This window comes from Citrobacter sp. CK188 (genome assembly GCF_030333525.1).
GTDB lineage: Bacteria > Pseudomonadota > Gammaproteobacteria > Enterobacterales > Enterobacteriaceae > Citrobacter_B > Citrobacter_B koseri.
Genome location: NZ_JAOWFU010000029.1, coordinates 1,121,504 through 1,144,979 on the forward strand (window position 1 = coordinate 1,121,504; position 23,476 = coordinate 1,144,979).

Sequence of the window (23,476 nt, forward strand, 5' to 3'; positions counted from 1 at the left end):
GCAAAAGATCAGTTGCTGGCGGTTTTAACAGGCTGGTCTGATTTTTTATCGTTACCGGCGATAAACGGGCTCCAGGGCTGGGCGCGAACCGGTTCGTCGGTTTGCCATACCACATTGAACTGGCCGTTATCTTCAATTTCGCCAATCATGACGGGTTTATGCAGATGGTGGTTGGTGGCGTCCATCGTCAGGGTAAAGCCAGACGGCGCAGCGAAGGATTGCCCCGCCATCGCCTCGCGGACTTTATCGACGTCGGTCGTGCCGGCTTTTTCTACTGCCTGCGCCCACATATGCAGGCCCACATAGGTCGCTTCCATCGGATCGTTGGTCACGACGGTGTCGGCATTCGGCAGCTTATGCGCTTTGGCGTATGCCCGGTAATCCGCAACGAATTTCTGGTTAGTGGGGTTGTCGACAGATTCAAAATAGTTCCACGCCGCCAGGTTGCCCACCAGCGGTCTGGTATCGATACCGCGCAACTCCTCTTCACCGACCGAGAATGCCACGACCGGCACGTCTGTCGCTTTTATCCCCTGATTCGCCAGCTCTTTGTAGAACGGAACATTTGAGTCGCCGTTAATGGTGGAGACCACCGCCGTTTTGCCGCCCGCAGAGAATTTTTTGATATTGGCGACGATAGTCTGGTAATCGCTGTGTCCGAACGGGGTATACACCTCTTCAATATCTTTATCCTCGACGCCTTTGGCATGCAGCCAGGCGCGAAGGATCTTATTGGTGGTACGAGGATAGACATAATCGGTTCCCAGCAGGAAAAAGCGTTTCGCGCTGCCGCCGTCTTCACTCATCAGATATTCGACAGCCGGAATAGCCTGCTGATTTGGCGCTGCGCCGGTATAGAAAACATTCGGTGATAACTCTTCCCCTTCGTATTGCACAGGGTAAAACAGCAGCCCGTTTAACTCTTCAAATACCGGCAACACCGATTTACGCGATACCGACGTCCAGCAGCCAAACACGACCGCGACTTTATCCTGGCTCAGCAGCTGACGCGCTTTCTCTGCAAACAACGGCCAGTTTGAGGCCGGGTCAACCACCACCGGTTCCAGCTTTTTGCCCAGCACGCCGCCTTTAGCATTGATTTCATCAATCGTCATCAACGCCATATCTTTAAGCGGGGTTTCCGAAATGGCCATCGTGCCGGATAGCGAATGCATGATGCCGACCTTAATCGTATCGGCCGCCTGAACGCTAAAGCTCAGCCCCATCGCAACCACCGAGGCGGACAGTGCAAAGGCTTTTAATAATGTACGACGCTGCATAGTTTCACTCCTGAAATTAAGCTTGCTGGAAGTCCCGGTGCAACCGGACGGGCAAATGGTGCAAATTAAGGATGTTCAGAAGTGATAAGGCAAAATCGGTGCCAGATTTTTAAATATCTATAAATATCAATTTATTAACCAGCAACAGGGCTGAAATAAGAAAATCGGAAACCACAAGGCGGGAAATACAACGAGGAAAATGATCCAGAATGAAACAGCGTTGCATTACGAATGTGCAACGCTGTGTAACAAAGAGAGGCAACTTACCAGACCTGACTGGCGATTTCGGTGATGAGGCGTACTTTGCCCCATTGCTGGGCTTCCGTCAGCGTATTCCCCTCTTCCGTGGAGGCAAATCCGCACTGTGGGCTAAGGCAGATCTGCTCTTTTGCGACATAGCGCTCTGCCTCCTGCAAGCGGGCTTTCACCCCTTCCGGGTTTTCCAGCTCGCCGTTTTTCGTGGTCACCAGTCCCAGAACCACCTGCTGACGTCCGGGCCGAACAAAGCGCAGCGGCGCGAAATCACCGGAGCGATCGTTATCATATTCCAGGAAAAACGCATCAACGTTCACCGTGCCGAACAACACTTCCGCCACCGGTTCATAGCCCCCTTCAGAGATCCACGTCGAACGGAAATTTCCTCTGCAAACATGCAGCCCGACCGTCAGATCGGCTGGTTTATCCTCCAGCGCACGGTTAATCACGCGGGCATAAATCTGCGCCAGTTCGTCAGGATCGTCACCCCGCTCACGAATCTGCTGACGTTGCTGGTCGGAGCACAAGTAAGCCCAGACGGTGTCATCCAATTGCAGATAACGACAGCCAGCTTCATAAAAAGCATGAATCGCATCGCGCCAGGTGGTAGCCAAATCATCAAAATAAGCGTCCAGATGCGGATAAACGGTAGCATCGATATCTTTGCGCCCGCCACGGAAATGCAGCACGCTGGGGGATGGAATGGTCATTTTGGGCTCGGCTGCACCGCTAATGCTTTTCAGATAGCGGAAGTCTTCCAGCATAGGGTGATCGCCAAACCCCAGTTTTCCGGTAACGCGCACGCCGTGCGCTTTTGTCTGCACGCCATTAAACTGGATCCCCTTCTCAGCGTCATAGCGTTCAACGCCTTGCAGTCCATCGAAGAAATCAAAATGCCACCAGGCGCGGCGAAACTCGCCATCCGTGACGACATGCAGCCCGCAGGCACACTGCTGTTCCACAACGGTGCGGATAGCGTCATCTTCCACCGCACGCAATTGTTGCGCCGTTATTTCACCGCGTGCAAATTGCAAACGAGCTTGTTTGATCGTGTCCGGGCGTAAAAAACTGCCGACGATGTCTGCGCGAAACGGGGCCTGTTGTTTTTGCATGTGATCTCCTCATTCACCCGGCATTAGTTGCCTGACGTGATAATTTATTATTTGAAGTTTAGACTTCTGGATGGCTATGCGTCTAAAAATGACATGCAACCTGCTCACTGACAACCGAGAAAAATTCATCACCCTTGAAATAAATTCACATTGCCTCATCGTTTTGTGACGCTTTTTCATAGTCTGAAATCCCATACCGGAAAAATCCTGACGTTAACGTTGAAATAATCACCTAATTCAGCATTTGTTTAGATTTAATCTGCTACTATGGGTGCTCATGAGGTGAATTAAGGTAAGAGAGGAAACACACAAATAAAAGGAGGCATTATATGCTGGGTAATATGAACGTTTTCATGGCCGTTCTGGGAATTATTTTATTTTCTGGTTTTCTGGCCGCGTATTTCAGTCATAAATGGGATGATTAATGAACGGAGATAGCTCCTCACCGACAAGGCCCCTTGTAGCGTAACTGCACAAGGGGCCATTTTTTTACCCGCCCGGCAGACAGACAAAAAAAACCGCCGGATAAACCAGCGGTGAATGCTTGCATGGATAGATTTGTGTTTTTACCTTATGCGTTATCAGGCAATTCCCTGCGCAGATAACGGATCGTTGACCATCCTGACACAGGCAATATCAATGAAGGTTAAACAACATAGAACTAAACCAGCAAAACCGGTGTTTCGCGTTTCCATCCCTTTGCACACTTATGTCAGTGAATAACCGGTTATGTAAAGAGCGTGCCGTTCGGCTCATGTTACACACGCGTGATTTGCTGATCTTTGTCCATAAACATGCAGCGATTCCTTCCGGTTTGTTTACCCCGGTACATTGCCCTGTCTGCGCGTCCGATGACGACATCCAGCGGTTCTCCCTGCTGCGCCTGGGTAATGCCCGCAGTTACCGTTATCGAAAGTTCTCCATCAGGGTAGTTAATCGGATTATCCGCCACTAGCTGGCAGATACGTAACCCTGCCCGACAGGCCTGTTCATCCGTTTTTGTACGGATGATAATCACAAACTCCTCCCCGCCATAGCGGTAAGGCGTTTCATCGTAGCGCGTCCAGACGGATAAATTCGACGCCAGGGTGCGCAGCACGCTATCACCGACCAGATGACCATAGTTGTCATTGACCAATTTAAAGCGGTCAATATCAAAAAGCAGCAAATATAAATTAAGCGGTTGTGCATCAATAAGCTGACGATCGAAAGATTCATCAAGGACTCTGCGCCCGGGTAATCCGGTTAATATATCCATATTACTGCGAATATTGAGCAGATATATTTTGTAGTCCATCACCGCCGAGGTAAATGCTAATAACGCTTCCTGAAAACGGTCAAAATGGTGATCTTCCGAACGTTTTTCCGCGATCGCCCGCAGTAATTCCCGACCTCGTGTGTGCATGTGTTCATGAGCAATAATAATCTTGATAACAAAGCCCTTTTCTTCAGGTTCGTGTACCGGATGATTATTTAGCCATTGGCTGAACTGACACAGACAGTGAGAATTGATATCGAAAATATCGGGTTGATTGACATCGCCAGACACTGTGCAACGAAACATTTTCACCAGCCACTGATAGTGGGCATCAATAGACTGGTTCAGATCTAACAAGATGGTATCGATTTCTATCGTTTTTTTAATCATTGCCACTCCTTGGGCATACATCCTTGATGTACCGTAGTCTAGCGGTACAAAAGCAAATTTATGTCAATTTATTAATAGAAGGCCGAGCCAGGAAATGGAGAATCTATAACGCTATGATTTTAAAGTGGTAATAAAGGAAAAAAGTGAATAATCCTGGAATATTTGCAATGCACTTAACATCTTTAATCGCCCTTCCCCTGCTGCGCCAGGCGAGTCAGGATCGTCTGACCGATATAATTACTCCAGTTGAAACTATTTTGCAAAACCACTACCGCGTTGCGATTTCTTTTATCAAACCCAATATAGCTGGAATACCCACCAATATATCCGACCTGATAGGTGATCTTTTGCGCAGAAAACTCATCACTCACCCACGCAATATTCGCTGCTTCTTTCTGTCGATAATAATAAGTCTGTGTGGCTTCAGCAAAAGCCAGATCGATAGCCGAAACGGTTGTGGATGTAAAATGCGCGCGGGCATAATTAGCCAGATCGCGGGCGCTACTGTATAAACTGGCCGCCCCCATCATATTTTTGTTAAAAACCCAGTCTGGCGTCAGATGACCACGGGTAATGAGCTTAGGCTGATCGCCAGCATGGCCCAGCGCTCTTCGCGGGTATGCCTTCAATAAGGTGGGCGTATAACTGCTGTTTGTCATCGCCAGCGGTTCAAATATCATGCGTTGCGCCAGCGCCTGGATCGGCTCTCCCGTTCTGCGCTGCAAAATATACCCCAGGATGGCGTAGCCGATGTTGGAATACTGCGGAACACGCGCGTCCGGCGCAGTAAAATCACTGAGATAACCCAGCACGGCGTCGCTGTCCAGCTGTGTATAAAAGTTCTCGCCGTTACTGAAATAGCGCATTAAGTTTTCCAGCGTCAGCAAATCCATAGGCTGCCGGGGCAAACCGGAAGTGTGAGTCACCAACTGGAGGAGCGTAATATTTTTGGCGTCAGGGCTTAAAGGCGTATTCTGTGGAAGCAACGTTTCCAGTGTATCCGTCCAGTTAAACACCCCTTCATCCACCAGCATCGTCGTCACTTCTGCCGTCACGCCTTTACTCAGCGAGCCTAAAGCGAACAGCGTATCTGGCGTGATGGGATAACGATTTTTATCATCGGTTATCCCGTAACTGTGAAATTCTGCCGGGCCATTATTCTGAATAACAGCAACAACGACGCCAGTCACCTCTTTTTCCCGCATATATTGCCGAATCATCGGATCAATACCGCGCCCGTAGTATCCCACCACAACTTGCGCGCTTTTTTGCGCAGGCATATCCAGCTGTGAAAGCGTACTGTTGCCACACCCGATGAGCGCAAATAAGGATACGCAGAGCATCTGGTGTTTAATTTTCATTGTTCGCATCAGTTCTGATTCACAGACACAACAAGTTTTTTCTCAAACAAAGAGAAAAGCGGAAGAGAATACGAACACATGAAAACAGGGGCCCCGGATAAAAAGAAGCCCGCATTGTACACCAGTATCCCGGCAGCTTACTTAACATTGACAAAAAATCAGAGCGTTGCCTGATAAACATTCAGGCAGCGCCCTTGCGCTTAGCGGTCTAAACCCCGGTGTTTTAACATGGGTTCGATACGCGGTTCATGACCCCGCCACGCCGGGTAGAGGCGTTTCAGGTCCGTACTGTTGCCGCGTGACAAGATGGCATCACGGAAACGCTGTCCGTTCTCACGCGTTAACCCTCCCTGTTCAACAAACCACTGGTAGCCGTCGTCCGCCAGCATTTGCGTCCACAAATAGGCGTAATAGCCTGCCGCATACCCGCCACCGAAGATATGGGCGAAATAGCTGCTCCGGTAGCGCGGCGGCACTGCCGGAAGATCGAGTTCTTCCGCCGCCAGCGCCTGCTGTTCAAAGAGATCGACCGACTGCGATGCCGAAAAGGTTTCAAGACTGTGCCAGCGCATATCCAGCAATGCGGCGCTGAGCAGTTCCGTCATGTCATAGCCTTTGTTAAACAGGCTTGCCCGCCGCATTTTTTCCTGCAACGCTTCGGGCATTTTTTCACCCGTCCCGACGTGGCGCGCATAGCGTTCGAACACCTGCGGATGACTCGCCCAGTGCTCATTAATCTGCGAAGGAAATTCGACAAAATCGCGCGGGGTGTTCGTCCCCGACAGCGTCGCATAGCGCTGTGTCGCAAACAGGCCGTGCAGCGTATGACCAAATTCATGGAACAAGGTGATCACATCATCCCAAAGCAGCAATGCAGGCTGCCCTGCCGCTGGCTTCTGGTAATTACAGACGTTGTAGATAACCGGTCTGGTTTCGTTAAGCGTGGATTGTTCAATAAAATTGCCCATCCATGCGCCGCCGCTTTTTGACTCGCGGGCAAAGAAATCACCATAAAACAACGCCAGGCCGACGCCATCATGATCGAAAATTTCCCAGACGCGGACATCAGGATGGTAAACCGGGATATCAAAGCGCTCGATAAATTTAATGCCGAACAGCTGGTTTGCCGTCCAGAACACCCCGTCGTTCAGTACCGTATCTAACGCAAAGTAAGGTTTGAGCTGCGCTTCATCCAGCGCGTATTTTCCACGGCGTACCTGCTCAGCATAGTACGCCCAGTCCCACGCCTGGGTCGTGAATCCTCCCTGCTCATCATCGATCACTTTCTGGATCTCAGCCTGCTCATCCAGCGCGCGCTGACGCGCGGCCGGGACAATGGTACGCATAAAAGCGAGCGCCGCGTCAGGCTTTTTCGCCATCTGATCGGCGGTTTTCCAGGCGGCATAACTGGCAAACCCGAGTAATGTTGCCTGCCGGGTACGGATGTCCACCAGACGCTGAACAATCGCTCGCGTGTCGTTAGCGTCGTTCTTTTCCGCACGAGTCCATGCGGCGTTAAACAGATTTTCACGGGTCTGGCGATCGCGTAAAACGGCCAGTGTCGGTTGTTGTGTGGTATTGAGAAGCGGAATAAGCCAGCGATCCGCCAGCCCTTTTTCCCTGGCGGCATCAGCGGCAAGAGCGACCTCCTCCTGGCTCAATCCGTCCAGTTGATGGCGATAATCAACCACCATCCCACCGGATTTATTCGCCGCCAACAGCCGCTGATTAAACTGGCTGGTCAGCGTGGCGGATTCGGTATTCAGGCTCCTGAGCCGCGCTTTATCGTCATCGCCAAGCTGCGCGCCGGAAAGTACAAAACGCTGGTGGATAACCTCCACAAGACGCAACGACTCGGCATCCAGCGCCAGCGTCTCCCGCTGTCGCCAGACCGCATCCACACGCGCAAAGAGCGTACTGTTGAGATAAATATCATTTGCCAACGCCGCCAGTTCAGCGGAAAAGGCTTCATCAAGGCGCTGTAATTCGTCATTGGTATGCGCCGCTGTCATGGCGAAAAACACGCTTGTCACACGGGTGAGCAAGGCGCCGCTTTGCTCCAGCGCCAGATACGTGTTCTCAAAATCAGGCGCTTGCGGGTTTTGGACAATCGCATCAATTTCAGCGCGCTTTTGCCGCATCCCTTCGTCAAACGCCGGGCGGTAATGGCGGTCTTCAATCAGATCAAAACGCGGGGCCTGGTAAGGCAATACGCTCTGGCTAAAGAATGGATTCGTTAACGACATTTTTCACTCCTGCAAACGATTTGTTCATTAGAGTAGGTCTCCCTTGAAATGACCGCAATCCCATTAACGAGGATTACCCCTGAACAGAGATGGCGTGCTATGGTAATACAACACAAAAAGCGTTGAGGAACAGTGAGATGATCGTTTTAGTCACCGGTGCGACCGCAGGTTTCGGCGAATGCATTACACGTCGTTTTATTGAGAATGGACACAAAGTGATTGCCACTGGCCGTCGCCAGGAACGCCTGCAAGAATTGAAAGATGAGCTGGGCGACAATCTGTTTATCGCTCGTTTAGATGTGCGTAACCGTGCATCCATTGAAGATATGCTGGCGTCATTACCCGCAGAGTGGCGCAACATTGATGTGCTGGTCAACAACGCCGGGCTGGCGCTGGGGCTTGAGCCCGCGCATAAAGCCAGCGTGGAAGACTGGGAAACCATGATCGACACGAACAACAAAGGTCTTATTTACATGACCCGCGCGGTTCTGCCTGGCATGGTGGAGCGCAATCGCGGCCACATCATCAATATTGGCTCTACCGCGGGTAGCTGGCCATACGCGGGTGGCAACGTATATGGCGCAACCAAAGCGTTTGTGCGTCAGTTCAGTCTGAATCTGCGCACGGATTTACACGGTACGGCGGTACGCGTTACCGATATTGAACCCGGTCTGGTCGGTGGCACGGAGTTTTCTAACGTCCGCTTTAAAGGCGATGACGACAAAGCGGGTAAAACCTACGAGAACACAACCGCGCTCACGCCGGATGATGTCACAGAAGCGGTATGGTGGGTCGCTAATCTGCCTGCGCATGTGAACATTAATACGCTGGAAATGATGCCGGTTACGCAGTCTTTTGCCGGACTGAGCGTTCATCGGGGTTAATTTTTATACCCGGCCCACGGGCCGGGTATAGATAGTGACAAAAAAGTGGTAGAGTACTCTGGTTAACTCTCTAAAAAGTAAGAACGAATGACCGTTGAAACCCAACTCAATCCTACGCAGCCTGTAAATCAGCAAATTTACCGCATTCTCCGACGTGACATCGTGCACTGTCTGATTGCGCCAGGCACACCGCTTTCCGAGAAAGAGGTTTCCGTGCGCTTTAACGTGTCGCGCCAGCCTGTACGTGAAGCGTTTATTAAGCTGGCGGAAAACGGTTTGATTCAAATCCGCCCTCAGCGCGGCAGCTATGTGAATAAGATTTCATTATCGCAGGTGCAGAATGGGTGTTTTGTCCGACAGGCCATCGAATGTGCGGTCGTTCGTCGCGCGGCGTTGATGATCACCGACAGCCAGTGCTATCAGCTGGAGCAGAACCTTCACCAGCAGCGGATCGCCATCGACCGCAAGCAGCTCAACGATTTCTTCCAGCTTGATGATGAATTTCACCAGAAACTGGCATTAATTGCCGATTGCCAGCTGGCGTGGGATACGGTTGAAAATATTAAAGCCACCATCGACCGCGTGCGTTATATGAGTCTGGATCATGTGTCGCCGCCTGAAATGTTGCTGCGCCAGCATCATGATATTTTTGCCGCCCTGGAAAAGCATGACGCCGACGCGGTGGAACGCGCAATGACTGTGCATCTACAGGAGATTGGCGAGTCCGTTCAGCTTATCCGCCAGGAAAACAGCGACTGGTTCAGCGAAGAGTAATCCCGCTGACAAACAAGCCGGATGGCGGCGTAACCGCCTTATCCGGCCTACAATAGTCAATGATGTTGAACGTTGCAGGCCTTATCCGGCCTACAACCACGCAGAGATTACGCTGATGCGATATTCACCGCATATTTTGCAACGGTTGCTTTCGCACCGTTGGCAAGCAGCGACAGATACGCTTCTTTCACCTTATTCGTAAACAGCTCAACGTGCGGCAATTCATTACCGAAAATCGCATCGATGGCCAGCAGCGCCTGAACGCGACTTTCCCCTTCTTCACTGCCCTGAACCGCTTGCTGAATAACCGGCAGCAGCGGATCGCTAATTTCAATCGGATTCCCCTGCTCATCAACGCCGCCAACGTAACGCATCCAGCCCGCCACGCCTAAGGCCAGCAGGTCGAAATGGCTGTTATGCGCGATATGCCAGCGAACGGAGTCCAGCATACGCTGCGGCAGTTTCTGGCTACCGTCCATCGCAATTTGCCAGGTACGGTGACGCAACGCCGGGTTGCTGTAGCGCGCGATCAGCAAATCGGCATAACGCTTCAGATCCACCCCCTTCACTTTCAGCGTCGGCGCCTGTTCCTGCAACATTAACGCATGCGCGGCCAGGCGGTAATTTTCATCTTCCATGCAGTCATTAATGTGCTGATAGCCCGCCAGATACCCAAGGTACGCCAGGAATGAGTGACTGCCATTAAGCATACGCAGTTTCATCTCTTCGAACGGGATAACATCTGCCACCAGTTCAGCGCCCGCTTTTTCCCATTCAGGGCGACCCGCGACAAAATTATCCTCAATCACCCACTGGCGGAACGGTTCACACGCCACACCCGCAGGATCGCGTACGCCGGTTAACTGTTCGATCTTATCCAGCGTGTCAGCCGTCACCGCCGGTACAATACGATCAACCATCGTGGACGGGAACGTCACATGTTGCTCAATCCACGCGGCCAGCTCTGCATCTACCGCACGGGCATAGGCAGTAACCACATTGCGCATGACGTGTCCATTTTCAGGCATGTTATCGCAGGACATCACGGTAAATGGCGCCAGGCCAGCCGCTTTACGACGCGCCAGCGCTTCCACCACCACGCCAGGCGCGGATTTCGGCTGCTGCGGGTTTTGCAGATCGGCGGCGATCATCGGGTGATCCAGCATCAACTGACCGGTCGCCGGAGAGTGGCAGTACCCTTTTTCTGTAATCGTCAGGGAAACAATCGCCGCCTGCGGCTCGCACATGGCAGCCAGGACGGTTTCCAGACCGTCAACCTGCGCGTGCAGCGCGTTTTTTACCACCCCAACAACCCTTGCGGTCCAGGCATCCGCTGACATTTCCGCCACGGTATACAGGTTGTCTTGCTGCTTCAGGTCGGCAATCTGCTGCTCGCCGCCAATCAGGTTGACTTCACAATATCCCCAGTCGCTGTTGTGTTCCGCCGCGAGGATATCCGCGTAGACACCCTGATGCGCGCGATGGAATGCGCCAAAGCCCAAATGCACAATGCGAGGAACCAGTCTGGCGCGATCGTAATGAGGAAGCGAAGCCTTAGCCGTTAAGAGCTTGTTTTGCATGGTATGACCTATTGTATGAATGAATTCAGGACTGTCTCAGAGTAACGCCTGTAGGGTTGTATGATTTGATTTGAATTAAGCTTTTTGCAATTGGTATGACATCATTTTAAAGTTATGTGACAACATGACCGAAATTCAACATTCCCTGTCCATTCCGGTCATGCCCTGTGCGACGTTACCCTACCTGCGTTGCCGAACCCTGAACGCTACTTGCCGCCTTTAGGTCCGCTGCATCCTCCAGCACGCTCAGATCGCGATCTCTCACTTCCGGCATCAAAATCGCTGAAATTAAGCCGATAAGAGAATAGGCAATGATCATCGCTAATATAGGCAACCAGGAATCGGTCATATTACAGAAAATACCCGCCAGTACAGGACCAAATCCAACGGCGACTAATCCACCGGCTTCTTTTGAAATCGCCATCCGGGTAAAGCGATTACGCGAACCAAACATCTCGGCCATCGTAATGTTTTCCAGCGCGAAGAGACCCAGCACGGCAAAGTTATGAATAACAATAAGCGCGGTCATAATCACGCCGGGGCTATAGGTTTTATCCACGATGATAGACAACATCGGGTACGCAAGAATAATCGCAGATATATTCAATAAAATATAAGGCAGGCGGCGACCATATTTATCAGATAACCACCCCAAAAGTGGAATAGTAATAAAACCAATGACAGAGCTAATCATTAACGCGTCGGTAGGAATCGCCTTATTGAATAATAACGTCTGCACTAAATATCCTGCAAGGAATGTCTGAATTAACCCAGAATTGCCCGCCTGACCGAAACGTAAACCGGTTGCCAGCCAGAAGGATTTACTGCTAAACATGGCACCCAATGTGTTTTCTGATGCGTTATTTAACGCTGGCGCATTTTCGCTTTCATTGACCTTTTCAAATACCGGGCTTTCTTTGAGGTTCATACGCAGCCAGATAGCGAAGATCATGACAACAACGCTCGCCAGGAATGGGATACGCCATCCCCAGGCCAGAAGCTGTTCTCTGTCAAGCGCAAAGAACATCACTGCCCAGATTGCCGTTGCGCTCAGCGTACCGCAGTTTGTTCCCATTGCGACAAGCGAGGAAATAATGCCGCGTTTCCCTTTAGGCGCATACTCAGCCAGCATCGTTCCCGCCCCGGAGATCTCCGCCCCGGCGCCTAACCCCTGAACAATACGTAACGTCACCAGTAAAACAGGCGCAAATATACCAATTTGCGCATAGGTCGGCAGAACCCCAATGAGGGTTGTACAAATCCCCATCATGGTGATAGTGATAAACAAGACTTTTTTACGCCCAATACTGTCGCCCATTTTGCCGAAAATAAACGCGCCGACAATACGTGCGATATATCCTGCGCCATAGGTTCCCATCGCCAGAATAAGCGCCATTGCGGCGGACTGTTCCGGGAAAAATATCTCATGGAAAACTAATGCAGCGCCCAGAGAATATAACTGGAAATCCATAAATTCAAGGGCGGTTCCCAGCCAACCGGATACGGCGGCTCTGATTAAATCTTTTGTTGACCGTTCATGTTTTTGTTGAGTCATATTGGCAATCTCTAAGAGGTAAGATGCGTACCACTCTCTCGCATTTATTAATATTATTCAGAGAATGTGAGTAAAACCTTGCAACAGTGCCGTTGGTCTTTCTCAAACAATTCAATCGCGTCAGTGACATGGTGATAATTAAACGTATGCGTGACGAGCTTATCGGGATCGATCAGACCTTTTTCCAGCCAGCCAATAACGACCGGGAATTTATTCGCATTCAAACGGGACGAATAAATTGACAGCTCCTTGCCGGTAATCCCCTGCTGCACAATCTGGCAAGGATCGCTGGAGAACCCCATCAGTACAATGCGCGCGGCGGGCGACGCCAGCGAGATGGCTTCTTGTAAAATAGACGGATGACACGCCGCATCGACGATCAGCGTCGGTTTTAACCCTTTTTCGTCCAGGAAATCTTGCAGAGATTGCTGTCCATTATTGATAACCCAGTCGGCACCGCTTTCTTTCGCCATCTCCAGTCGTTCATCAATACGATCGGCAACAATCACCTCTTTAACGTTATAAACGCCCTTCAGCGCCTGAACCGTCGTCAGTCCCATCGGCCCTGCGCCATAAATCAGCGCAATATCGTTCTCTGTCGGATTAACCTGCCCGGTAACGTTCGCCGCAATGGTGAAAGGTTCAACCATCACCGCGTGCTTATCAGCAATGGCATCCGGGATCGTAAACGCGTTTTTCGCCGGAACGACCGCATATTCACTAAATCCGCCGTCGCGGTGTACGCCCAGAACAACCAGCGAGGTACATACATTGGGCTTGCCTATTGAACAGGGATAGCAATGCCCGCAACTGATGACGGGATCGACCGATACGCGTTCCCCCACTCTGGCGTGGCTAACACCTTCGCCTACGGCGTCAATCACACCAAAAAATTCATGCCCGATAACACGCGGATACTTTGCAAAAGGATTATGCCCACGATAGATATGGCTATCAGAACCGCAGATCCCCGCCAGTTTCACTTTAACCCGAACGTCCCCGGCCGCAGGCTCAGGGATAGGACGCTCCGCTAAAACTAGCGTGTCAGGTTTTTCAATCACTATACTTTTCATGTCATATCACTCCTTACCAGTTCCACAACGTGCCATCTTCCAGACGGGCGACCGGCAAATACGCAGGGTCATACGGATATTTCGCCGCCAGTTTTTCATCAAACTCAATACCAAGACCCGGCTTGTCGCCTGGGTGCATATAGCCGTTATCGAACGTCCAGCTATGCGGGAAGACATCAAGCATTTGTTCGGAGTACCCCATGTATTCCTGAACGCCAAAGTTAGGCACCCACAGATCAAAGTGAAGCGCTGCGGCCATGCAAACCGGCGACAAATCAGAAGGCCCATGAGACCCCGTGCGCACCTGGTAAAGCGAGGCAAAATCCGCAATGCGGCGCATCCCCGTAATGCCGCCGGCATGGGTAATGGTGGTGCGGATATAGTCAATCAGTTGCTCTTCAATGAGCTGCTTGCAGTCCCAGATGCTGTTGAACACTTCCCCGACGGCAATCGGCGTCACCGTATGCTGACGAATCAGACGGAAGCATTCCTGGTTTTCCGCAGGCGTCGGGTCTTCCATCCAGAACAGACGATAATCCTCAACGCGCTTACCAAAACGGGCGGCTTCAATCGGCGTCAGGCGGTGGTGCATGTCGTGAAGCAAATGCTCTTCAAAACCAAATTCAGCACGTACGGCGTCAAACAGTTTCGGCGTGAAATCGAGGTATTTCTCGGTTGACCAGAGTTGCTCTTCCGGCCACTGGCCTTTCGTAGCGGGTTCGTAGGCCAGGCCTTTGCCTTTAGACATGCCGTAGGTGGTTTGCATACCCGGCACGCCGCACTGCACGCGAATCGCTTTAAACCCCATCTCTTTGTGACGCGCATAATCTTCCAGCACATCATCGATGGTGTGACCCGTCGTGTGGCAATAGACCATCACGCCTTCGCGGGATGCGCCGCCCAGCAACTGATACAGCGGCATGTTGGCGGCTTTCGCTTTGATATCCCACAGCGCCATGTCAACGGCTGAAATGGCAGACATCGTGACCGGCCCGCGACGCCAGTAGGCGCCTTTATAAAAGAACTGCCAGATATCTTCGATACGGTGCGCATCGCGGCCAATAAGCTGCGGGCAAAGGTGATCTTTCAGATAGGATGCCACCGACAGCTCACGGCCATTCAGGGTAGCGTCGCCCAGGCCGGTGATACCGTCCTCGGTGGTGATTTTCAGCGTGACAAAGTTACGTCCCGGACATGTGACAAAAACTTCAGCCCCTACAATCTTCATTGTTGTTCCTTACATCTCTTCTGTGCGATGCAGGAAATTTACACACCTGAACTACTACCATACAAGTATAATGATCAAAAAATCGCTCATCGATCACAAAATGAGGCGCTTAAGCGCGCCCCCACCCGGCAACGATAATCAGCATTCCACAGAGTGCGATCAGTGCGCCTGACCAGTCATAAAGACTGAGTCTGACGCCGTCAACAAAGCGTAACCATAACAGCGCAGTACAGACATAGACCCCGCCATAAGCCGCATAGACGCGGCCGCTGGCGGCCGGGTGCAACGTCAGCAGCCAGACGAATAACGCCAGTGAGACTCCCGCCGGAACCAGCAGCCAGGCCGTTGCGCCCCGCTTCAACCATAGCCAGGGCAGAAAACAGCCCACGATTTCGCACAGTGCGGTCATGAAAAAAAGAAGTGTTGTTTTTAGCATCATCATCATTGCGTTACGTCAGGTTTAAGCATGATACGCCAGAATAGCGCCTTCGTATCCATACCCGCAGGATGGGTATGCCCTGCGCCAGGAATGGTGTAGAATTTAAACAAGTTTTATCCCTCTATCATGAAAGGAATTAACCATGAACAATACACTTAGCAAACGCCTGTGCCTGACGGCAATGCTTGCGCTGGGTGCTGTCGTGTATACCACCTCCGCATTCGCGAATACCAGCAAACTGATCATTGAATCTGGAGACAGCGCGCAAAGCCGCCAACACGCAGCCATGGAAAAGGAACAATGGAATGATACCCGCAGCCTGCGCCAGAAAGTGAACACGCGCACGGAGAAAGAGTGGGACAAAGCCGACGCCGCGTTTGATAACCGCGACAAGTGCGAACAGAGCGCCAACCTTAACGCGTACTGGGAACCGAATACGCTGCGTTGCCTGGATCGTCGTACTGGCCGTACCGTTGCGCCATAACAGTGCGTTGAGCGACAGACGGTAAGGACACAAAATGACCCACGCCAACAGTGTTAAGTTGCGCCCGCTGGAGCGCGAAGATTTACGATTCGTCCACCAGCTTGATAACAACGCCAGCGTAATGCGTTACTGGTTTGAAGAGCCGTACGAAGCGTTTGTCGAGCTGTCTGACCTGTATGATAAGCACATTCATGACCAGAGCGAACGGCGCTTTGTCGTGGAGTGCAACGGCGAAAAAGCCGGTCTGGTCGAACTGGTAGAAATTAATCACGTTCACCGCCGGGCTGAATTTCAAATCATCATCTCGCCGGAATACCAGGGAAAAGGGCTGGCTTCGCGCGCAGCGAAGCTGGCGATGGACTACGGATTCACCGTACTCAACCTTTATAAGCTGTATCTGATCGTTGATAAAGAAAACGAAAAAGCCATTCACATTTACCGTAAGTTAGGTTTTATGGTTGAAGGTGAACTGATTCATGAGTTCTTTATCAATGGCCAATACCGCAACACCATTCGTATGTGCATTTTCCAGCAGCAATATCTGGACGATCACAAAACGCCGGGCTCAAGCCTGCTGAAGCCTACCGCACAGTAAGCCGCTACCCGGCTGTGTCAGACGCAGCCGGGTAATAATCAATCGTATTTTTAATGGTATAGCTCCGCGCAACGGCGGGTTCGACGCTTTCATCAACGATCACAAGCTGGCAGTTGATCGGATTGGCGTAATTATCATATTCACACGTCTGCTTCACATTGCCTAACGGGCGATCGTTCAGCAGGCTGACCGCCGTATAGTCGAGCTTTTTAAGCGGGTCCGCCGACGGTTTTGCATCAATGGATAACGTTTTGTCTTTACTGATGGTGGTCTTACCCAACGGATACCCTTCCGCATCATAGCGGTACTGTACCTTCGTCTCTCTTCCCGTTGCGGAAACAACAAAACCGTTATCGTCCGTATCCCAGACCACGCCTGCCGAGGGCAACTCCGCCAACTGACATTTCCCCTGTAAGCGAACTCTTTTCTCCATCGTCTCGGCATCGCGGTAGTAGTTTGCATCCAGTACCAACGCCAGCCCGGTATTGTTTTCCAGATCGTGCAGTTCCAGCGTATCAAAGCAGCCTTCCTGCGAAAGCGTTCCGCTGATGCGCTTCGTCACTTCCCCTTTGTCGTTCATCAACGTCTGGCTGAAATCTTTAACCGGGCCGCGCAACGGATCAAAATCGAACTCATTGGAAAAGCTGGCCATTTCCGGGGTAAAGGAGACCAGAACAGTGGCGTTATCACATCCAACAAGCAGCACACACAGAAAGCTCACCAGGGTCTGTTTCTTCACGTTATTCACCAGGATAAGGAGATGATTCTCAATCATATTAGCAAATACAGTTGTTTACACTAGAAATGCTAAGCTTTCATTATCGTGTTCATAAAGGAGTGAATGATGAAAATCTCAGCAGGAATTGCAGCGTGTCTGCTCATCGTCGCCTCCCCGCAGGTACTGGCGGCGCCGGAGTCATGTGAAAGAGTCAAAAGCGACATCGAACAGCGCATCATTAACAATGGTGTGGCGGAGTCCAGTTTTACGTTAACTATTGTTCCTAATGACCAGGCGGATCAGCCCGATTCCCAGGTCGTAGGCCACTGTGCAAACGATACCCATAAAATTTTGTATACCCGCACCAGCAGCGGAAACGCTCCTGCCAGTACCAGTCCTTCTCAGGACGGGCATGCTGTCGAACCTCAGTAACAGATAAGAGCCTGATATACCAGGCTCTTACTCCCTCTTAGAAAGATTCCCTCAATTTTGACATGGATTAATAACCCCTACCTATAAGGGGTTAAAATCACTCTTTCATTAGTATCCTATTAATTTCGTTATAAACATAATTATATAACGATAACTATAATGGAGTGAATTATGTCCGATGTTGAACAACAGGGAGGCATCAGCCGCAGGACGTTAGTGAAATCCACCGCGATAGGATCGCTGGCGCTCGCTGCCGGAGGGCTCTCCTTGCCTTTCGGGATGCGTACCGCGGCGTCTGCCGTGCAGCAGGCAATCCAGCCCGCTGAAGACAAAGTGGTCTGGGGAGCATGTTCGGTCAACTGCGGTAGCCGCTGCGCCCTGCGTCTCCATGTCAAAGATGATGAAGTCTGGTGGGTGGAAACCGACAACACCGGCGAAGATGTCTATGGCAATCACCAGGTGCGCGCCTGCCTGCGCGGACGTTCAATCCGTCGGCGAATTAACCATCCTGATCGCCTCAACTACCCGATGAAACGCACAGGCAAACGCGGCGAAGGAAAATTTGAGCGCATCAGTTGGGAAGAAGCGCTGGATACCATCAGCAACAACCTGAAAAACACGGTCGATAAATACGGTAACGAGGCGGTGTACATTAACTACACCTCCGGTATCGTCGGCGGCAACATCACCCGATCCTCGCCTTATGCCTCTCTGGTGGCCCGCCTGATGAACTGTTACGGCGGTTTTCTTAGCCACTATGGCACCTACAGCACCGCGCAAATCGCGGCGGCCATGCCCTACACCTATGGTTCGAACGAGGGTAACAGCACCTCCGATATCGAGAACACCAAACTGGTGGTGATGTTCGGTAATAACCCGGCAGAAACCCGTATGAGCGGCGGCGGAATTACCTGGTTCCTGGAACAGGCCAGGGAACGTTCAAATGCGCGCATGATCGTTATCGATCCACGCTATACCGATACCGCGGCAGGACGTGAAGACGAATGGATACCTATTCGTCCCGGCACCGATGCCGCGCTGGTCGCCGGACTGGCCTGGGTGCTCATCACCGAAGATCTTGTCGACCAGCCTTTCCTCGACAACTACTGCGTGGGTTACGACGAAAAAACACTACCGGCCGATGCGCCAGCGAATGGTCACTATAAAGCCTATATTCTGGGCCAGGGCGAAGACGGCACGGCCAAAACACCTGAGTGGGCGTCGCGCATTACCGGTATTCCGGCGGATCGCATCATTAAGCTCGCCAGAGAGATTGGCGCGGCTAAACCGGCCTGTATTTGTCAGGGATGGGGCCCGCAGCGTCAGGCGAACGGTGAACTCACCGCACGCGCGATTGCGATGCTGCCGATTCTGACGGGCAATGTCGGTATTCACGGCGGGAACAGCGGCGCGCGCGAATCCACCTATACCATCACCATTGAACGCATGCCGTTACCGGAAAACCCGGTAAAAACGCAGATCTCCGTGTTTACCTGGACGGACGCCATTGCCCGCGGCCCGGAAATGACCGCCCTGCGCGACGGCGTGCGCGGTAAAGAAAAGCTGGATGTGCCGATCAAGTTCATCTGGAATTACGCGGGCAATACCATCACCAACCAGCATTCGGATATCAATAAAACACACGAGATCCTGCAAGACGAATCGAAGTGCGAAATGATCGTGGTCATCGACAACTTTATGACCTCTTCCGCGAAATACGCCGATATTCTGTTGCCGGACCTGATGACGGTCGAACAGGAAGACATCATTCCTAACGACTACGCGGGCAATATGGGTTATTTAATCTTCATCCAGCCCGCGACCGCCCCTAAATTCGAGCGTAAGCCCATTTACTGGATAATGAGCGAAGTCGCGAAGCGGCTGGGCCCGGACGTGCACCAGAGGTTTACCGAGGGGCGAACCCAGGAACAGTGGCTGCAATATCTGTACGCCAAAATGCTGGCTAAAGACCCGGAGTTACCGGGCTATGACGAGCTGAAAAAAATGGGGATCTACAAGCGTAAAGATCCCAACGGCCATTTCGTGGCCTATAAAAAATTCCGTGAAGACCCACAGGCAAACCCGCTGAAAACGCCGTCCGGCAAGATAGAAATTTACTCCAGCCGCCTGGCTAAAATCGCCCAAACCTGGGAGCTGGAAAAAGGCGACGTCATCAGCCCGCTTCCCATTTATGCCTCAACGTTCGAAGGATGGGACGATCCTAAGCGCAGCGTATTCCCACTGCAACTCTTTGGTTTTCATTATAAATCACGCACGCACTCCTCTTACGGCAACATTGATGTTCTCAAATCCGCCTGCCGTCAGGAAGTCTGGATTAACCCCGTGGATGCGCAAAAACGCGGTATCGCCAACGGGGATATGGTGCGGGTATTTAACGATCGCGGCGAAGTCCGCATTCCGGCGAAAGTCACGCCACGCATTCTCCCCGGCGTGAGCGCGATGGGCCAGGGCGCCTGGCATGATGCCGATATGTCAGGCGATCGCATCGATCATGGCGCCTGCGTGAATACGTTAACGACGCAGCGCCCCTCTCCGCTGGCGAAAGGAAATCCGCAGCACACCAATCTGGTCGAAATCGAGAAAGTGTAACCCCCATCCCCTGAAACGATTACAGGCGTTTCGGGGGATGTGTTCGCACGTCCATCGGTCATGCGAACAAACCAACGTCCTGTAAAAACAAATTTTATAAATCGCGTTTCTTTTTTTTAATCAATAAGCAAAGTGAGTAACTATGAAAATCACCACGCCTGAGGCGCTCATGACGGCCACTATCAGCCGTCGTAGTCTGGTGAAAACATCCGCCATTAGTGGTCTCGCGCTCGCCAGTAGCGCCTTCACGCTTCCTTTCTCCCGAATCGCCCGCGCCGCTGACGGCCTTTCGCCTGCGCCAGTGGAAGAAAAAGCGGTCTGGAGTTCCTGTACCGTCAACTGCGGGAGTCGCTGTCTGCTACGGCTGCATGTGAAAGATGATGCGGTGTACTGGGTCGAGTCCGACACCACCGGCGATGACGTCTACGGCAATCATCAGGTGCGGGCCTGCCTGCGCGGACGCTCAATCCGTCGCCGTATGAATCACCCGGATCGCCTTAAATACCCGATGAAACGCGTCGGTAAACGCGGCGAAGGCAAATTTGAACGTATCAGCTGGGATGAAGCGCTGGATACCATTGGCGACAACCTGAAGCGTATTCTGAAAGACTACGGCAACGAAGCCGTACATGTGCTGTATGGCACCGGCGTGGATGGCGGGAACATCACGAACTCCAACGTGCCTTATCGTCTGATGAACTCATGCGGCGGTTATCTCAGCCGTTACGGCAGCTACAGTACCGCACAAATCAGCGCCGCAATGAGTTATATGTTCGGCACGAATGACGGTAACAGCCCAGATGACATCGCCAACAGTAAACTGGTGGTAATGTTCGGCAACAACCCGGCAGAAACGCGCATGAGCGGCGGCGGCGTGACCTACTATGTGGAACAGGCTCGCGAACGCTCCAACGCCAGAATGATCGTCATCGATCCGCGTTATAACGATACGGCGGCGGGTCGCGAAGATGAATGGCTCCCTATTCGTCCCGGTACTGATGCCGCGCTGGCGGCGGGGATCGCCTGGGTACTCATCACCGAAAATCTGATCGACAAGCCTTTCCTCGATAAATACTGCGTCGGTTACGACGAAACGACCTTACCCGCCAGCGCGCCGCGTAATGCACACTATAAAGCCTATATTCTGGGCGATGGCCCGGACGGTATAGCCAAAACACCGGAATGGGCCGCGCATATCACCAGTATCCCGGCGGAAAAAATCATCCAGCTGGCACGGGAAATCGGCTCAGCAAAACCGGCGTATATCTGTCAGGGCTGGGGGCCGCAGCGTCACTCCAATGGCGAACAGACTGCGCGCGCGATCGCCATGCTCTCTATCCTGACCGGCAACGTCGGGATCAACGGCGGCAACTCCGGCGTGCGTGAAGGCACCTGGGACCTCGGCGTAGAGTGGTTTTCTATGCTGGATAACCCGGTAAAAACGCAGATCTCCGTTTTTACCTGGACAGACGCCATCGATCATGGCGCGGAAATGACCGCCACACGCGACGGCGTGCGCGGTAAAGATAAACTTGATGTCCCGATCAAATTTATGTGGTGCTACGCCAGCAATACGCTGATTAACCAGCATGGCAACATCGCCCACACTCATGACGTATTACAGGACGACAGCAAGTGCGAAATGATCGTCGGGATTGAGCACTTCATGACGGCGTCCGCCAAATACTGCGACATTCTGCTGCCGGATCTGATGCCAACGGAACAGGAAGATCTTATTTCGCACGAATCCGCAGGCAACATGGGTTATGTCATCCTGGGGCAACCGGCCACCTCACCAAAATTTGAAAGAAAGCCGATCTACTGGACGCTGAGCGAAATCGCCAGACGCCTCGGCCCGGACGTCTACCAGACATTTACGGAAGGCCGTACCCAGCATGAGTGGGTGAAATACCTGCATGCCAAAACCAAAGCGCGTAACCCGGAAATGCCGGACTACGAAGAGATGAAAACCACCGGCATCTTCAAGAAAAAATGCCCGGAGGAACACTATGTCGCCTTCCGCGCATTCCGCGAAGATCCTGCCTCCAGTCCGCTGAAAACGCCATCAGGGAAGATTGAAATCTACTCCGAGCGGCTGGCGACCATCGCCGACACTTGGGAGCTGGAAAACGATGAGATCGTTCATCCGCTACCCGCCTATGCGCCAGGGTTTGATGGCTGGGACGATCCCATCCGAATAACCTATCCGCTGCAATTGACCGGCTTCCACTATAAAGCCCGCACCCACTCCAGCTACGGCAATATTGATGTGTTGCAGCAAGCGTGCCCGCAAGAGATCTGGATTAACCCCATTGACGCGAAAGCGCGCAACATCAAACAGGGCGACACGGTGCGCGTATTTAACAATAACGGGCAGATGCTGATCCCGGCAAAAGTTACGCCACGCATTTTGCCGGGCGTTACCGCCATCGGACAAGGCGCCTGGCTCAAGGCGGATATGTTTGGCGACCAGGTCGATCACGGCGGTTCCATCAACATTCTGACATCACATCGTCCTTCTCCGCTGGCGAAGGGGAACCCGTCTCACAGCAATCTCGTTCAGGTTGAGAAGGTATAAGGAGTAACCGATGACAACCCAATATGGATTTTTTATTGACTCCAGTCGTTGCACCGGTTGCAAAACCTGCGAACTGGCCTGCAAAGACTACAAAGATTTAACCCCGGACGTCAGCTTCCGCCGCATCTATGAATATGCGGGCGGCGACTGGCAGGAGGATAACGGCGTCTGGCACCAGAATGTCTTTGCCTACTATCTTTCCATCTCCTGCAACCACTGCGAAGACCCGGCCTGCACGAAAGTGTGCCCGAGCGGCGCGATGCACAAACGCGAGGACGGTTTTGTGGTGGTGGATGAGGATGTCTGCATCGGCTGTCGCTACTGCCATATGGCCTGCCCGTACGGTGCGCCGCAGTACAACGCCGCCAAAGGCCACATGACCAAATGCGACGGCTGTCATGACCGCGTTGCCGACGGCAAAAAGCCGATCTGCGTCGAGTCCTGCCCGCTGCGCGCGCTGGACTTTGGCCCGATAGAAGAGCTGCGGAAGAAACATGGCACGCTGGCGGCCGTTGCGCCGCTGCCGGGCGCGCACTTCACCAGACCGAACATTGTGATTAAACCCAACGCCAACAGCCGCCCGACCGGGGATACCACGGGTTATCTGGCAAATCCGAAGGAGGT

Annotated in this window: 20 protein-coding genes; 9 read left to right on the forward strand and 11 right to left on the reverse strand. The window is 52.2% G+C overall.

The genetic code is table 11. The annotated features are described in order from the left end of the window. Window positions 1–8 precede the first annotated feature (8 nt). Both urtA and OGV67_RS10740 read right to left on the reverse strand, forming a co-directional pair. A complete protein-coding gene (gene urtA, locus OGV67_RS10735; RefSeq protein WP_012132435.1) occupies window positions 9–1,280 on the reverse strand; it encodes an urea ABC transporter substrate-binding protein in 1,272 nt (423 codons plus the stop codon). A gap of 263 nt (window positions 1,281–1,543) precedes the next feature. Beyond that, on the reverse strand, window positions 1,544–2,647 hold the full coding sequence (locus tag OGV67_RS10740; RefSeq protein WP_110494271.1) for a cobalamin-independent methionine synthase II family protein: 1,104 nt from the start codon (window positions 2,645–2,647) through the stop codon (window positions 1,544–1,546). Between the two features lie 329 nt (window positions 2,648–2,976). On the opposite strand from OGV67_RS10740, the gene mgtS reads away from it, so the two are divergent. Next, window positions 2,977–3,072 (forward strand): protein MgtS, encoded by a 96-nt coding sequence (gene mgtS / locus OGV67_RS10745; protein ID WP_000901367.1) that lies wholly within the window; start codon window positions 2,977–2,979, stop codon window positions 3,070–3,072. A 332-nt stretch (window positions 3,073–3,404) separates the two neighbouring features. Here the strand turns inward: mgtS and OGV67_RS10750 are convergent, their stop codons facing one another. From OGV67_RS10750 to dcp, 3 genes are all read right to left on the reverse strand, one after another. Continuing rightward, the gene (locus OGV67_RS10750; RefSeq protein ID WP_024130343.1) at window positions 3,405–4,295 is read right to left on the reverse strand and encodes a diguanylate cyclase; all 891 of its coding nucleotides are present in this window, start codon (window positions 4,293–4,295) and stop codon (window positions 3,405–3,407) included. A 182-nt stretch (window positions 4,296–4,477) separates the two neighbouring features. Beyond that, window positions 4,478–5,656, reverse strand: coding sequence for a serine hydrolase domain-containing protein (locus OGV67_RS10755; protein ID WP_115614804.1), 1,179 nt, complete (start codon window positions 5,654–5,656; stop codon window positions 4,478–4,480). A 200-nt stretch (window positions 5,657–5,856) separates the two neighbouring features. Continuing rightward, window positions 5,857–7,902: a peptidyl-dipeptidase Dcp gene (gene dcp, locus OGV67_RS10760; RefSeq protein ID WP_115614805.1), complete on the reverse strand. Its 2,046-nt coding sequence runs from the start codon at window positions 7,900–7,902 to the stop codon at window positions 5,857–5,859. 137 nt (window positions 7,903–8,039) lie between these two features. On the opposite strand from dcp, the gene ydfG reads away from it, so the two are divergent. Beyond that, on the forward strand, window positions 8,040–8,786 hold the full coding sequence (gene ydfG / locus OGV67_RS10765; RefSeq protein WP_024130344.1) for a bifunctional NADP-dependent 3-hydroxy acid dehydrogenase/3-hydroxypropionate dehydrogenase YdfG: 747 nt from the start codon (window positions 8,040–8,042) through the stop codon (window positions 8,784–8,786). 87 nt (window positions 8,787–8,873) lie between these two features. Continuing rightward, a complete protein-coding gene (locus OGV67_RS10770; protein ID WP_012132443.1) occupies window positions 8,874–9,560 on the forward strand; it encodes a GntR family transcriptional regulator in 687 nt (228 codons plus the stop codon). A gap of 107 nt (window positions 9,561–9,667) precedes the next feature. Here the strand turns inward: OGV67_RS10770 and OGV67_RS10775 are convergent, their stop codons facing one another. From OGV67_RS10775 to OGV67_RS10795, 5 genes are all read right to left on the reverse strand, one after another. Continuing rightward, on the reverse strand, window positions 9,668–11,140 hold the full coding sequence (locus OGV67_RS10775) for a mannitol dehydrogenase family protein (protein ID WP_115614806.1): 1,473 nt from the start codon (window positions 11,138–11,140) through the stop codon (window positions 9,668–9,670). A 175-nt stretch (window positions 11,141–11,315) separates the two neighbouring features. Beyond that, on the reverse strand, window positions 11,316–12,695 hold the full coding sequence (locus OGV67_RS10780; RefSeq protein ID WP_012132446.1) for an MFS transporter: 1,380 nt from the start codon (window positions 12,693–12,695) through the stop codon (window positions 11,316–11,318). Window positions 12,696–12,748: 53 nt separating this feature from the next. Beyond that, window positions 12,749–13,768: a Zn-dependent oxidoreductase gene (locus OGV67_RS10785; protein ID WP_012132447.1), complete on the reverse strand. Its 1,020-nt coding sequence runs from the start codon at window positions 13,766–13,768 to the stop codon at window positions 12,749–12,751. A 13-nt stretch (window positions 13,769–13,781) separates the two neighbouring features. Beyond that, on the reverse strand, window positions 13,782–14,996 hold the full coding sequence (gene rspA, locus OGV67_RS10790) for a starvation-sensing protein RspA (RefSeq protein WP_112002428.1): 1,215 nt from the start codon (window positions 14,994–14,996) through the stop codon (window positions 13,782–13,784). A 109-nt stretch (window positions 14,997–15,105) separates the two neighbouring features. Then, a complete protein-coding gene (locus tag OGV67_RS10795; protein WP_024130346.1) occupies window positions 15,106–15,432 on the reverse strand; it encodes a YnfA family protein in 327 nt (108 codons plus the stop codon). 145 nt (window positions 15,433–15,577) lie between these two features. Here OGV67_RS10795 and OGV67_RS10800 point away from each other — a divergent pair, with 145 nt between their 5' ends. Beyond that, window positions 15,578–15,919 carry a DUF1283 family protein gene (locus OGV67_RS10800; RefSeq protein ID WP_012132450.1) on the forward strand — a complete coding sequence of 114 codons (342 nt, stop codon included), beginning with the start codon at window positions 15,578–15,580 and terminating at the stop codon, window positions 15,917–15,919. Between the two features lie 34 nt (window positions 15,920–15,953). Further along, the gene (speG, locus tag OGV67_RS10805) at window positions 15,954–16,514 is read left to right on the forward strand and encodes a spermidine N1-acetyltransferase (RefSeq protein WP_012132451.1); all 561 of its coding nucleotides are present in this window, start codon (window positions 15,954–15,956) and stop codon (window positions 16,512–16,514) included. Between the two features lie 4 nt (window positions 16,515–16,518). On the opposite strand, the gene OGV67_RS10810 is transcribed toward speG, so the two are convergent. Continuing rightward, a complete protein-coding gene (locus OGV67_RS10810) occupies window positions 16,519–17,253 on the reverse strand; it encodes a YnfC family lipoprotein (RefSeq protein WP_024130347.1) in 735 nt (244 codons plus the stop codon). A gap of 102 nt (window positions 17,254–17,355) precedes the next feature. Between OGV67_RS10810 and OGV67_RS10815 the strand changes: the two genes are divergently transcribed. The 4 genes from OGV67_RS10815 to OGV67_RS10830 form a co-directional block, all read left to right on the forward strand. Then, complete coding sequence (locus OGV67_RS10815; protein WP_012132453.1) at window positions 17,356–17,664, forward strand: DUF1161 domain-containing protein; 309 nt, start codon at window positions 17,356–17,358, stop codon at window positions 17,662–17,664. A 171-nt stretch (window positions 17,665–17,835) separates the two neighbouring features. Next, window positions 17,836–20,274 (forward strand): selenate/tellurate reductase subunit YnfE, encoded by a 2,439-nt coding sequence (ynfE, locus tag OGV67_RS10820; protein ID WP_353654558.1) that lies wholly within the window; start codon window positions 17,836–17,838, stop codon window positions 20,272–20,274. Window positions 20,275–20,416: 142 nt separating this feature from the next. Beyond that, the gene (ynfF, locus tag OGV67_RS10825) at window positions 20,417–22,852 is read left to right on the forward strand and encodes a selenate/tellurate reductase subunit YnfF (protein WP_047457179.1); all 2,436 of its coding nucleotides are present in this window, start codon (window positions 20,417–20,419) and stop codon (window positions 22,850–22,852) included. 10 nt (window positions 22,853–22,862) lie between these two features. Then, a partial coding sequence (locus OGV67_RS10830; protein WP_012132456.1) for a dimethylsulfoxide reductase iron-sulfur subunit DmsB occupies window positions 22,863–23,476 on the forward strand: 614 nt, incomplete at its 3' end.

Excerpts from the sequence above, each read along its gene's own strand:
- OGV67_RS10750 (WP_024130343.1), bottom strand. The coding sequence starts at position 4,295 with ATGATTAAAAAAACGATAGAAATCGATACCATCTTGTTAGATCTGAAC.
- OGV67_RS10780 (WP_012132446.1), bottom strand. The coding sequence starts at position 12,695 with ATGACTCAACAAAAACATGAACGGTCAACAAAAGATTTAATCAGAGCC.
- OGV67_RS10775 (WP_115614806.1), bottom strand. The coding sequence starts at position 11,140 with ATGCAAAACAAGCTCTTAACGGCTAAGGCTTCGCTTCCTCATTACGAT.
- ynfF (WP_047457179.1), top strand. The coding sequence starts at position 20,417 with ATGAAAATCACCACGCCTGAGGCGCTCATGACGGCCACTATCAGCCGT.
- urtA (WP_012132435.1), bottom strand. The coding sequence starts at position 1,280 with ATGCAGCGTCGTACATTATTAAAAGCCTTTGCACTGTCCGCCTCGGTG.
- OGV67_RS10815 (WP_012132453.1), top strand. The coding sequence starts at position 17,356 with ATGATGAAAATCTCAGCAGGAATTGCAGCGTGTCTGCTCATCGTCGCC.
- OGV67_RS10755 (WP_115614804.1), bottom strand. The coding sequence starts at position 5,656 with ATGAAAATTAAACACCAGATGCTCTGCGTATCCTTATTTGCGCTCATC.
- OGV67_RS10795 (WP_024130346.1), bottom strand. The coding sequence starts at position 15,432 with ATGCTAAAAACAACACTTCTTTTTTTCATGACCGCACTGTGCGAAATC.
- OGV67_RS10740 (WP_110494271.1), bottom strand. The coding sequence starts at position 2,647 with ATGCAAAAACAACAGGCCCCGTTTCGCGCAGACATCGTCGGCAGTTTT.
- OGV67_RS10770 (WP_012132443.1), top strand. The coding sequence starts at position 8,874 with ATGACCGTTGAAACCCAACTCAATCCTACGCAGCCTGTAAATCAGCAA.
- speG (WP_012132451.1), top strand. The coding sequence starts at position 15,954 with ATGACCCACGCCAACAGTGTTAAGTTGCGCCCGCTGGAGCGCGAAGAT.
- dcp (WP_115614805.1), bottom strand. The coding sequence starts at position 7,902 with ATGTCGTTAACGAATCCATTCTTTAGCCAGAGCGTATTGCCTTACCAG.
- OGV67_RS10800 (WP_012132450.1), top strand. The coding sequence starts at position 15,578 with ATGAACAATACACTTAGCAAACGCCTGTGCCTGACGGCAATGCTTGCG.
- ynfE (WP_353654558.1), top strand. The coding sequence starts at position 17,836 with ATGTCCGATGTTGAACAACAGGGAGGCATCAGCCGCAGGACGTTAGTG.
- rspA (WP_112002428.1), bottom strand. The coding sequence starts at position 14,996 with ATGAAGATTGTAGGGGCTGAAGTTTTTGTCACATGTCCGGGACGTAAC.
- ydfG (WP_024130344.1), top strand. The coding sequence starts at position 8,040 with ATGATCGTTTTAGTCACCGGTGCGACCGCAGGTTTCGGCGAATGCATT.
- mgtS (WP_000901367.1), top strand. The coding sequence starts at position 2,977 with ATGCTGGGTAATATGAACGTTTTCATGGCCGTTCTGGGAATTATTTTA.
- OGV67_RS10785 (WP_012132447.1), bottom strand. The coding sequence starts at position 13,768 with ATGAAAAGTATAGTGATTGAAAAACCTGACACGCTAGTTTTAGCGGAG.